This window comes from Candidatus Melainabacteria bacterium RIFOXYA2_FULL_32_9, assembly GCA_001784615.1.
Classification (GTDB): Bacteria; Cyanobacteriota; Vampirovibrionia; order Gastranaerophilales; family UBA9579; genus UBA9579.
In genome coordinates, this window is record MFRQ01000039.1 from 1 (window position 1) to 12,276 (window position 12,276).

Annotated in this window: 12 protein-coding genes and 1 pseudogene (1 of these 13 only partly in view); 3 read left to right on the forward strand and 10 right to left on the reverse strand. The window is 32.5% G+C overall.

Features of this window, described 5'->3' with window-relative positions:
* Window positions 1-341: 341 nt before the first annotated feature.
* The 9 genes from A2255_07920 to A2255_07960 form a co-directional block, all read right to left on the reverse strand.
* Window positions 342-584, reverse strand: a complete 243-nt coding sequence (locus A2255_07920) for a hypothetical protein (protein ID OGI22053.1) — start codon at window positions 582-584, stop codon at window positions 342-344.
* A 16-nt stretch (window positions 585-600) separates the two neighbouring features.
* Window positions 601-1,107 carry a hypothetical protein gene (locus A2255_07925; protein ID OGI22054.1) on the reverse strand — a complete coding sequence of 169 codons (507 nt, stop codon included), beginning with the start codon at window positions 1,105-1,107 and terminating at the stop codon, window positions 601-603.
* A 144-nt stretch (window positions 1,108-1,251) separates the two neighbouring features.
* Window positions 1,252-2,148, reverse strand: a complete 897-nt coding sequence (locus A2255_07930) for a hypothetical protein (GenBank protein ID OGI22055.1) — start codon at window positions 2,146-2,148, stop codon at window positions 1,252-1,254.
* Window positions 2,149-2,178: 30 nt separating this feature from the next.
* Window positions 2,179-3,093, reverse strand: a complete 915-nt coding sequence (locus A2255_07935) for a tRNA pseudouridine(55) synthase TruB (GenBank protein OGI22056.1) — start codon at window positions 3,091-3,093, stop codon at window positions 2,179-2,181.
* Window positions 3,083-3,433, reverse strand: coding sequence for a ribosome-binding factor A (locus tag A2255_07940; protein ID OGI22057.1), 351 nt, complete (start codon window positions 3,431-3,433; stop codon window positions 3,083-3,085). Before A2255_07940 ends, A2255_07935 begins: the two co-directional genes overlap by 11 nt.
* Window positions 3,434-3,543: 110 nt before the next feature.
* Entirely contained in the window at window positions 3,544-6,366 is a 2,823-nt protein-coding gene (locus tag A2255_07945; GenBank protein OGI22058.1) for a hypothetical protein, read from the reverse strand.
* 58 nt (window positions 6,367-6,424) lie between these two features.
* Window positions 6,425-6,703, reverse strand: coding sequence for a hypothetical protein (locus tag A2255_07950; protein OGI22059.1), 279 nt, complete (start codon window positions 6,701-6,703; stop codon window positions 6,425-6,427).
* Window positions 6,684-7,790, reverse strand: coding sequence for a transcription termination/antitermination protein NusA (nusA, locus tag A2255_07955; protein OGI22065.1), 1,107 nt, complete (start codon window positions 7,788-7,790; stop codon window positions 6,684-6,686). The genes A2255_07950 and nusA overlap by 20 nt, the downstream gene beginning before the upstream one ends.
* Window positions 7,791-7,800: 10 nt before the next feature.
* The gene (locus tag A2255_07960) at window positions 7,801-8,298 is read right to left on the reverse strand and encodes a hypothetical protein (GenBank protein ID OGI22060.1); all 498 of its coding nucleotides are present in this window, start codon (window positions 8,296-8,298) and stop codon (window positions 7,801-7,803) included.
* 399 nt (window positions 8,299-8,697) lie between these two features.
* On the opposite strand from A2255_07960, the gene A2255_07965 reads away from it, so the two are divergent.
* From A2255_07965 to A2255_07975, 3 genes are read left to right on the forward strand one after another with little or no spacing between them, the layout of a single operon-like run.
* Window positions 8,698-10,923, forward strand: coding sequence for a hypothetical protein (locus tag A2255_07965; GenBank protein ID OGI22061.1), 2,226 nt, complete (start codon window positions 8,698-8,700; stop codon window positions 10,921-10,923).
* On the forward strand, window positions 10,916-11,416 hold the full coding sequence (locus tag A2255_07970) for an rRNA maturation RNase YbeY (protein OGI22062.1): 501 nt from the start codon (window positions 10,916-10,918) through the stop codon (window positions 11,414-11,416). The genes A2255_07965 and A2255_07970 overlap by 8 nt, the downstream gene beginning before the upstream one ends.
* A 32-nt stretch (window positions 11,417-11,448) precedes the next feature.
* Window positions 11,449-11,823, forward strand: a complete 375-nt coding sequence (locus A2255_07975) for a hypothetical protein (GenBank protein ID OGI22063.1) — start codon at window positions 11,449-11,451, stop codon at window positions 11,821-11,823.
* A 2-nt stretch (window positions 11,824-11,825) separates the two neighbouring features.
* Here A2255_07975 and A2255_07980 read toward each other — a convergent pair.
* Window positions 11,826-12,276 (reverse strand): annotated as a pseudogene (locus A2255_07980) (hypothetical protein) (it continues 23 nt past the right edge of the window).

Sequence of the window (12,276 nt, forward strand, 5' to 3'; positions counted from 1 at the left end):
GACATTCTTTTCAAAAAAGGGAAAGTCAGGATTCTCTATTTTTAATATTCTTAATTATTTTGCGTAACTCCTGTCAATAAACAAATCAAAATTTATTCATAAAAAACAGCTACCAATTTTTGGGTTTTTTTAATATTTGAGTTATGCGGTGGTCTTTATTATTGGCTTAAAATCCATACCGGACTTAACTCGCCTGCAAGGCAGGCTCAAACAAAAGTCCTACAAGATTTTATTGACGCTTCGGCATCCGTAAGCTATTTTCTGTTACTATGCTTGCTAACTTCGTGCAAGCAAGGCTCCTTCAGAAACATTAGCTCATTTTAAAAACGACTATTCAAAAGTTAATCTTCCTCATATTCTCCAGGATTGGGAATTTTTTCTTCATCTTCCAACATAACCTGAAGAAGTAATTTTAACTGCTTTTTATAATTAGCAAGAGCTGTTTCCTGATTTACAGCACAATAAGCAAAACTGGGAAACTCTTTTATCTCAATATAATGATAGGGTTTTCCATTAAAATCTAAATCTGTTCCCTGAACTAATGTCCAGTCCAGATTTAAATAATAATCAAGATCTTTTTCCATGCCTGTATTAAAATTCCTAATTAGCTTTTTTAAGGGGCTGAGAAACTTCTACCCCTTCTCCACCAATATACTCTGCTGGCTTACCACCTAATTCAAGATATACAGGTTTATCCTTAATAACATCAAGAACAGTATAATTAAACTGCTTAAGTCTTGTTGTCATACTGGAAGAACCTCCATTTATCCCAAAGTCTTCTGATAAATTAACTATGATTCTATCCTGGGTTTCTCGTATTCCTAAAAGGATAGTTTTATCCGGTATTTCTGTAAAGTAACCATTTTTTTTCTCTTCTAATGTCGGCCCTTTTAAAAGTTCACTAATAGCAATATTTATAGGCTCATTACCATGAGGTACTTTTCTCGTAACTGATACAACTTCTGTTTTTTCCTTATCAATTAACTTAACTAAATAGATAGAAACTATATTTTCTGGCATTATTTTAGAATTTTTATAAGCTATGCCAAGCCCTATAACTAGTACTATAAAAATTAAAATTATTATTAAACCTTTTGATATCTTCATTATTAACCTCACTAGGTTTTAGTAAATTTTTGAGTAGTGCTCCAACGATAACTTATAACTTTAAACTAAGTCTTACTGCTTCAAAGGCTTTAGTCGTTAACCTAAGTTAGGTAATGGATATTACCAATTTTTGAAAATTTAAAATTACTTATATTGATACTGCTTTGATGCTATCCAGAAAGTTCCTTCTATATCAATTCTATCATTATTAACATTTATATTTTTAATAGTTATTTCTGTATTCTCACTTCCAAGACTATTTATATCAAAAACAGCAAGAGTCATTTTTTCTAAAAACTCAGAAATTATTGTCATATTCTTTCCAAAAGTATTTGATAATATCTTTACGTCATTAAGTCTGATTCTATTATTTTTTACCTTTAACCCGGTTCCCATTTTTACGGGGATAATAACAAACTTTGGAGTACCAATAAAGTGCATATCAGCTGATATGAATACTTTATTGCCATCAATATCAATATCAGGATTCAAAAATTCAATAAGACTAATGTCACTATTACTAAATTTTAGCTTGATTTTGGTCAAATTATCTTTATATTCCTTTGAGGAAATAATGCTATTAAGGTCATTTTCTGTAAAAGTAACTTTATATCCTAATAAGATGGGGGCAAGTGCAACTATAGGGTCTTTTTCATAATCAATATGAGTAAAACTACATAAACTTTTAGCTTCCGCAGATGATATAAAAAAACCATCAATTACAACATTATTTGCCTTTACATCAAAGCTTTTCAGTTTTCCTGCCAATAAATCCATGGCACTATAAGGTTTTATATGAACTTTTACTTGTCCTTTATCAAGAGATTTCTTAACATGTTTTTCAATCTGTGACTCAACTATTTTTGCAGCACCCCAGTTTAAACCTGTTAACCCTTGTAAACCTCTTGTTAAGAAATTACTTACAGGATATGGCTTACCAGGACAGGTATTAACCTGTTGTGTTGGTAAAGAATAAACTAATAAGGTAAAAAACAAACTTATAGCTAGTGTAAAAACAGCTATGTAGCCCACTCTTCTCATTTATAACTATCTCCTTACACTTCTAATTTATTAGACGAAAACATTTATAGGGAAAGCTTTATCTTCTTCTATTCTAGCAATTGCGATTAATTTATTTTCGTATATAAGCTGTATTTTTTCTATATTAGCTAACTTATTTTCATCACAAATTTTAATATATTGGCCTTTTGTAACTTTATTTATTTGATCCTCAGTTATACTAACACGCTCTAAGTTAATTACGTCAACGGGATTAATAAGAATCTCATTTAATCTGCCAGACCTAAAGAATTCTTGAATTTCTTCAAGGGAATGACTTTTATCTATTGTAAATCTACCCGATTTTGTTCTGATTAAAGAATCAAGACTTGCGCCATAACCAAGTATATCACCTAAATCATTAGCTATAGACCTTATATATGTACCACCTGAACAATCAATATCAACAATAAGCGTTGGATGATCCGAATCTTTATTTAATATATCCAATAATTCTATTGAATTAATATGAACATTACGCTCAGGAATATCCTCTACTTCAATATTAGCCCTTGCGTATTCATATAATCTTTTTCCTTTATAATGAACAGCTGAATATATAGGAGGTTTTTGTGTTATTTCACCCTGAAACTCTTTTAATGCATCTTGAATTCTTTGCAAATCCAAATTAACGGGATTATCTTCTATAATTTCACCATCTGCATCATAAGTATTTGTCCTTATTCCTAGCTTAACATAAGCCCTGTAAGCTTTTGAACCTTCCAGATATTGAATAATTCTTGTTGCTTTACCTATACATACAGGAAGAACCCCAACCGCTAAGGGATCAAGGGTTCCTGTATGACCTATTTGTCTAATATTTAATATTTTTCTAAGTTTGCTTACCACATCATGAGAAGTAAATTTTACCGGTTTATTAACGTTTATTATTCCAAATAAATTGCCTGAAACCAAACTACAATTCACCTCTTGATATCTTGTCAATCAGCTCTGTAATTCTACTTCCTCTTTCAAGAGAATCATCTCTGATAAACTCAATTTCTGGCGTATATCTTAGTCTCACTCTTTTACCAATTTCGCTTCTGATATAAGGAGTAGAATCCTGAAGAGCTTCTAATGTCTGTTCCTTTTGCTCCTCAGTTCCAAAAACACTAACATAGGTTTTTGCATACTTATAATCTGCAGAAACTTCAACATCTGTAACTGATACAATCCCTGAAATACGAGGATCTTTCACATGCCGTTGTATTATATCGCTGATTTCTTTAATTAGTGCTTTTCTTATACGATCGCTTCTTGTATACATAATAATTACCCCCAAAACTGGTGAAACTCAGGAAACTTAAGCTTTCTTAATAAAGTAATAAAATTTTATTCGGTTTATTACATATTAGTAATGACCATGTCGGTTATTACTTAAACTAAAACTTCCCTTTCAATTTCTTCCATAGTTGATACTTTAATAATATCTCCTTCTTGAATATCATTAAATTTACTGAATGATATACCGCATTCATAACCAGAAGCGACTTCTTTTACGTCATCTTTGAAACGTTTTAACTGATCAATAACACCTTTATATATTTCTTTGCCATCTCTAATGACTTTTGCAACTTTATTTCTGATTATTTTACCATCTAATACATAGCAACCTGCTATTTTGGATGTTTTTCCAATACTAAATATTTGTCTCACCTCAGCTGTACCTATTTCAACCTCTTTAATTTCTGGTTGTAAAAGACCGAGCATTGTTTTCTCAATATCATCAAGAATTTGATAGATAATATCATATTTTCTAATATCAACACCGACGTTAGTAGCAACTCTTAAAGCATTTGCATCTTCTTTTACAGCAAATCCAATCATTATTGCATTACTTGCATCTGCAAGCATAACATCAGCTTCTGAAATATCACCAATTCCAACGTGAACAATTTTCACAAATATTTGTTTAGAAACAAGTTGTTGTAATGCAGCACTTACTGCTTCAGCTGAACCATGAGTATTTGCTTTAATAATTATATTAAGATCCTTAGCCTGTTCTTGATTCTGGATGATCATTTCTTTTCTTACCTGAGCCGGTGCTATTGCATCAAGACGAGATGTTCTCTCTTCTTCTTTTCTATGAGTAATAATAGTTTTCATTTCTTTATCACTCTCAACAGCTTCGAATTTATCACCAGCCTGAGGAACCTCGGCAAGACCTAAAATTTCAACAGGTGTGCTTGGTCCGGCTTCATTTATTCTTTCACCTTCATCACTTAATAAAGCTCTTACTTTTCCACAAACATTGCCAGCTACAACATAATCACCAACTTTTAAAGTACCTGCCTGAATCAGTAAAGTTGCGACGGCACCTTTACCTTTATCAAGCTTGGCTTCGATAATTACACCTGTAGCTTTTTTGTTGTAATCAGCTTTAAGATCTTCCAATTCAGATACTAAGATAATCATTTCAAGAAGCGTATCAATATTCGTTCCCTGAAGGGCGCTTACTTCAACACATACAGTATCTCCACCCCATTTTTCAGGAACGAGATCATATTCTGTTAGCTGCTGTAAAACTCTATCAGGATCAGCTCCTGCTTTATCAATTTTGTTTACAGCTACAATAATTGGTACTTTTGCAGCCTTAGCGTGACTAATAGCTTCAATGGTTTGTGGCATTATACCATCATCAGCTGCAACAACAAGAATAGCTATATCTGTCGCCTGAGCACCTCTTGCTCTCATTGCTGTAAAGGCTTCGTGACCAGGAGTATCAATAAATACTATTTTTTTACCATCTATTCTTACTGTATAAGCACCAATAGATTGAGTAATACCGCCAACTTCTGTATTAACAATTTTATGTCTTATTGATCTAATTGAATCTAGAAGTGTTGTTTTACCATGATCTACGTGCCCCATAATTGTAACCACTGGAGCTCTAAATTCTAGCTTTGATTCATCAATATCTTCTTGCTCTTTAACCTCTTCTTTAGCTTCCTCAGCTTTCTCTTCAATTACTGTAAACCCTAATGCTTCAGACACATTTTTTGCTGTTGCAGTATCTATTGTCTGGTTTACAGTAGCCAAAAATCCAGACATCATGAGCTGTTTTATAACATCAGCTACATTAACATCAAGCTTTGAAGCTAATTCACCAACACTAAGAGGCACATTAATTACAACTTGGGTAATTTTTTCTTTTTCTTGTTGTTCTTCTATTTCTCTTTTTTTCTTCTTTAATTCCTGTAGTTTGGTTTGTTCGAGTTTTTCTTCTTTTGATAAAACCGTTTCTCTCTCTTTATGTTTATCTTTTTTCTTACCAAAAACCTCTCTTCTGCCAGGTGTTTTAGATACTTCAACATCTTCTCTTGAAATTACAGGTTTTTTAGTAGGAATTTGAGGCCTATTATCAGGTCTCTGACCCATTCTATCCTGAGGAGGTCTTTGACCAGTTCTGTCATATGGAGGCCTTTGACCGGTTCCATTATAAGGTGGTCTTTGGCCAGTTCTATCATATGGTGGTCTCTGACCTGTTCCATCCTGAGGCGGTCTCTGACCTGTTCTGTCATATGGAGGCCTTTGACCGGTTCCACTATAAGGTGGTCTTTGGCCAGTTCTATCATATGGAGGTCTCTGACCTGTTCCATCCTGAGGCGGTCTCTGACCTGTTCTGTCATATGGAGGCCTTTGATCGGTTCCACTATAAGGCGGTCTTTGGCCAGTTCTATCATATGGAGGTCTCTGACCTGTTCCATCCTGAGGCGGTCTCTGACCTGTTCTGTCATATGGAGGCCTTTGACCGGTTCCATTATAAGGCGGTTTTTGGCCAGTTCTATCATATGGTGGTCTCTGACCTGTTCTATCTTGAGGCGGTCTCTGACCTGTTCTGTCATATGGAGGCCTTTGACCGGTTCCATTATAAGGCGGTCTTTGGCCAGTTCTATCATATGGTGGTCTCTGACCTGTTCTATCTTGAGGCGGTCTAATTTCTGTTTTTTCTTCTCGGCTTTGAACTTTTTCTGGTGAAGTTTTAGGAGATTCTTTTGATTGAGCAGGTTCTTTTGTTTTTTGAGGAGATGGAGCAGCATTTATTGAATTGGTTAATTTGTCAGCTTCTTCTTTAGTAATAGTGCTGGCATGTGATTTGACTTCAACATTTAATTTTTCAGCAAGAAGATCAATAACTTCCTTGTTTGGAAGCCCCAATTTTTTTGCTAAATCATAAACTCTAACTTTTTCTGCTGTCATTGTATAATTATCTCCTAATTTCTGCCCTTTTATATTATTGTACTATTTTTAACACAATTTATTTGTGTATTATATTTTCTAAATGCTCCAATGTTGAAGCTGATATCTCCTTCTTTAATGCCTTTTGCAATCTTCTTTTCTTTATTGCATTTTTCAGACATTCTTTATTGTAGCAAAGATATGAAGAACGGCCAAAATGTCTGGAAGTTGGTGATATAACTACCTCACAGGTATCATGTGTTTTTGTAATTTTTACAAGGTGAGATCTTTCTTTTAATTCACCGCATCCAACACATCTTCTAATTATATCTTTTTTATCAAGCGTCCTCTTCTTCATACTCTTCTTGTTCACCGTAATTATATGAACCTTCTTCAGATTCAATTTGACTTAAGCTCTTAATATCGATTCTCCATCCGGTTAAGCGATGAGCAAGTCTAACATTTTGTCCTTCTCTTCCGATAGCTAGACTCAACTGATCATCCGGAACTATAACCAGAGCTTCTCTAACTTCTTCTGTATTTGCCAGAATCTCAACTGATACTATTCTTGCTGGAGAAAGTGCATTAATAATGTATTCTACAGGATCATCAGAGTATCTAATAATATCAATTTTTTCATTTTTAAGTTCATTTACGATAGTCTGTATCCTGCTTCCTCTTGGTCCTATGCAAGCTCCTACAGGATCAACTTCAGGATCATTACTTGCAACACCTATTTTTGTTCTATAACCAGCTTCTCTTGCTATAGATACAATATCAACAATTCCATCTTCAATTTCAGGAACTTCTAATTCAAACAACTCCTGAACAATTCTTGGATGAACCTGAGAAACTATTACTTGAGGAAGACGTGTAGTCTCTTTAACATCAAGAACATATACCCTGATTCTATCATTAACTCTGTAATATTCACCCGGTATTTGTTCTCTTGTAGGTAAAATAGCTTCAATTTTACCTATACTAACGATTACATTTCGTGATTCAACTCTCTGAATTATTCCAGTAGTAAGAGTACCTTTCTTTTCGGTAAACTCCTCAAGGATTAACTTCCTTTCAGCTTCTCTAATACGCTGAACAATAACCTGTTTTGCAGATTGAGCAGCAATTCGTCCAAAGTCATCAGGAGTAACCTCAATTAAAACTTCTTCTCCAAGCTTTGCTTGCTTGTCAATTTTTTTAGCTTCTTCAAGAGTTATTTCTGTAAGCTCGTTTTCTACTTCTTCTACTACCTCTTTACGACGAAATACGCCTAATTCACCTGTAGATTCAATAACTTGAGCTTCAATATTAGAGACGTCTTGAGATCTAATATGTTTCTTGTAAGCTGTAACCATTGCATCACAAAGAGATCTGATAATTATATCTTTTGGAATACCTTTCTCTCTCTCTAATTGCTCTGTTGCTTCAAGAAGTGCTGCTCCTATTTTAATCACGTTAATCTCCTTTATACTTTAAAAAATCAGCTTTTAATTTAACCGAAGAAATATTTTGATCTTTTATAATTATTTCTTTTTCTGTATCCAGTACCTGAACTTTTAATCCGGTTTCCGGATTGTAATCTATGATTTTTGCTAAAAACTTTTTAAGCCCTTCCTCCGGCTGCTTTAATTTAATCTCAACTTTTTTGCCTCTAAATATATTATACTCCACTGTCGATTTTAGAGTTTTTTCTAATCCTGGACTGCTAACCTCGAGACAGTAAGGGATAGGAACTAAAGTATCGAGATAACCATTCAGGCCCCTTGTTAAATTTTCACAATCAACATGAGTAACAGGATGATCCTGACTATATATAAAAATCTTAAGACACCATCTTCCTGCTTCTTGTACAAAATTGGTTTCAAGCACAATCAAACCTAGTTGATGTGCAATATCCTCAATAACAGGGGTTATTTTTTCCAAAATATCTTTTTTATTTATATTATTTGTCATTTTTATCCTGATTTTATGGTTTCTCTAAACACTTTCTTCCTTTTAGGCAGAAGAGAGTGGGCAAGTCACCCACTCTCTTTCGAGACTTTTTAATATTATCACCAATAATACAAAATTACAATATCAGGTACCATCAACTCTGCACAAAAAAACAATAATAACTTCTTATATAAAAATAATATGAAATATTCACACAAAATAAATGATAAAAATATATTTTTATCCTATGTTCTTTGATATATTTAAATTCAAGCTAATACTTTCATTTAACCTACCTAAATAAATTTTCTTTTTAATTAGAATATAGTCCTTAAGATTGATAGAATATTGTTGTATTGATAGAAAAGGTATAAAATAGTAAGTTAGTTCAAGTACACAAATAAGCAAAGGTATTAAGTATTGATAGATAAATCAAAATATATATCAAAAATAACAGACATATTATCTTCTCCCAAAAGCATAAACATAATAATCTTTCTTATCACTTTAATTGTACTTACAGTGCTGTTATCAAGTCGTTATTATCTGTTTCAGAACATAATTGAGAATGGAAGAAGCAAAAAGGATATAGTCTCTACAAAAACCATTCACGTTGTTGATACAGAAAAAACGGAAAGAAGAAAACGTGAATGGTCAGAGAGAATTCGTCCTATTTTAACTCCACCTCAAGACACTAGAAGTGAAGATATAAAATCAGATTTAAAAGATCTTTTAGCTTCTGTAAAACTGATTAGAGCAGAAAATAGCACATATCAAATAAAGAAACAAAAAATAGCCGATTTACTCAGTGAACCGGGAGAAAACTCTTTCTTTGATCCTTCAATTATCGTTTACTTGTTTAAAACATCAGATAAGAATTTCTTAAAAATTTCTTATGAATCACAAAACGCCCTGGAAAAGATTCTACAAAATGGGGTTTCAAGCGAAGAATTATCAATTAAAAAGTACGCAGATGAGTTTATTGTCGAAAATATTGATGATTCTCTTCCAAAAATCCAAAAACGAACAACAACAATACTAATTAGAAAAATACTTTATCCAAACAGAGTTGTCGATGAATTAGCAACATCAATCGCTAAAAAAAATGCAATGAAATCAGTCAGCCCCGTGGTAGTTACCTTTAAAAATGGCGAAAAAATAGTTTCAACCGGAGAATACGTAACTAAGCTTCAAATAGATGCTTTAAAAAAGCTTGGTTACAATGCTTCTCCTCTGGATTTAACCGGAATAATTGGTGTTCTATGCTTAGTTGGAATATGCTTATATACCATGGCGTATTTTCTAATTAACTTTGACTCTAAATATACAACCCCTTCCTATTTATCACTTATGTCACTATTAGCTATATCAGTAGTTATATTTGCAGTTAGTTTACCGGCAAGTATACCGGTATATATAATCCCAATTCCTGCCTTTGCAATTCTTTTAACTATATTTACTAATTCAAGAATATCATTAATAGCTACAATACTTCTTATTACCATAATAGGTGTATCTTTACAGTATAGAATTGAAGCAATCACAGTATTTATGATAGGCGGCATGATTGCCACATTCACAGCAAGCCTTGTTAATTACTATAGAAGAATGGACCTTGTCAAAGCAGGTTTTGATGTAGCCCTCATTCAAGTACTTATAATTTTAAGTATTTACTTATTACAAAACAAATTCGAAGAAGCAAATCTAGGATTAACAATAACTGAAGTCACTTTAGGGTTTGTAAGTGGTATAATTAGTGGTATTATTGCACTTGGAACTTTGCCATTAATTGAAAGCGCTTTTAAAATAATCACTCCTTACGGTCTTGCAGAACTTGCGGATCATAATCAAATATTACTTAAAAAATTACAGTTTGAAGCTCCCGGAACATATCATCACAGCTTAATGGTTAGCAATTTAGCTGAAGCCGCAGCTGAATCTATTGGTGCTAACCCAATCCTAGCTAGAGTAGGGGCTTTTTATCACGATATTGGTAAGTTAAAAAGACCTTTATTCTTTGTTGAAAATCAATCTTATTTTGGAATAGAGAATCCGCACGAAAAATTAAATCCAAGATTAAGCAAAATGGTTGTAACAGCACATCCTAAAGATGGAATAGAATTAGCAAAAGAATATAAGCTACCTAATATTATTCATCAATTTATTATACAGCACCATGGAGATGGATTAGCAGCTTACTTCTATAAACAGGCCTTGGAAACAGAAGGTTCTGATAATATATCTAAAGAACAATTCAGGTATACAGGACCAAAACCGGCCTCTAAAGAAACAGCTATTCTTATGCTTGCTGATGCTGTTGAATCTGCTGTTAGAGCCATAAAAAATCCAACTCCTACAGAAATAGAGGAAGTAATAGATAAAATCATTAAAGAAAGACTTCTTGATGGACAATTATCAGAAAGTCCTCTAACTCAAAAAGATATAAAAACCGTAGCCTCAACATTTAATAGAATTTTAAGGGGTATGCAGCACCACAGAATTAAATACCACGAGAATATTCTTGAAGAGTTGGGACAAAAAACTAATATTAACATCCAATTAGCCCAATCTGCAAAAAAGATTGAAGAAGATCTTGTTAGAGAATCCCAAAAAAAGCAGGAAGTAAAAGAAGAAAAGAATGGATAAATACTGCATTACTTTAACTAATGAACAGGATGAGATCCTTATTAATGAGGCTGAGCTGGAAAAAATTAGCTGCAATATGCTAGATTATCTGGTTAAAAACCCTAAAATCACTGCTCATTCAAAATTAAACACATATAATTTAAATGATTATAATCTTTGTATAGATATCTTAATTTGTGATGATAGCAAAATTAGAGAAATAAACAGAGATTATAGAGAAAAAGATAACGCCACAGATGTAATATCTTTTGCTCTTTTTGCAGATAGTCCTGAAACCAGGATTATTTTAGATAATCAAATATTTCTGGGAGAAATTATAATCTCTGCACAAACAGCAAAAATTCAATCTGAAGAAGAGGGCAAAACATTGAGAGAAGAATTTTTCTTTCTCTTGAGCCACGGGATTTTACATCTTTTTGGATTTGATCATCCAGATGAAGAATCTCTTGAAAGCATGTTAAATATTCAAAATGAACTCATATCAAATATTTAGTGTAAGATATTCAGGTAAAGAAAGATTTATAAATGACCAAATATAAAGCATCTAACATATTCATAAGCCTTAAGTTTGCAATAAGAGGCTTGATGCTTGCATTAAAATCACAAAGAAACTTTAGGGCTGATTTATTTATCGGAACTGGAGTAATCATTGCAGCCATTTTGCTAGAATTATCGACAGTTGAATTAGCTATATTAGTTTTAACTATTGGTTTTATGTTATTTGCTGAGCTTATAAACACTGTTATCGAGTTTGTAATAGATGCTTATTTTGGTAATAAATATTCAATTCTTGCAAAAATGGCAAAAGATATTTCAGCAGGTGCAGTATTTATAAGCGCAATAACAGCAACAGTTGTTGGAGTATTAATTTTTTGGCCAAAACTGATTAATTTAATATAATATTACTGTTCTACCCGATTATTAATCATATTTAATAACTCAACATTTCTTTCATTATAATCATCTAATTTTTCCATAAGTATATTTAATTCTTTATAATTGGTTGTTTTAGTCAATCTAATTTTTATTTCATCAATAATATTTAGATTTTTGGTGTATTCCTCATATATATCCTTTAAATATTTATCTTTTGGAACAGATGATACTGCTATACCTACAATTTTATTGATTACTTTTTGTTCTTCTGAATTATGATTTGACATTCTGAGAAATTTTCTCTCATTAAGATAGTTTTTAAAAATTTGCATTTCTTCAGGAGACAGGCTAAATAGTACATTTTGTATTTTTTGTAGAGTTTCTTCATCATTAAAGCTTACAGCTATATTCATTAGGTTTTTGGCTTTAATCTTATTCTTTCTTCTTATTGTGTCCCCTGTATTTTCAATTTCATCA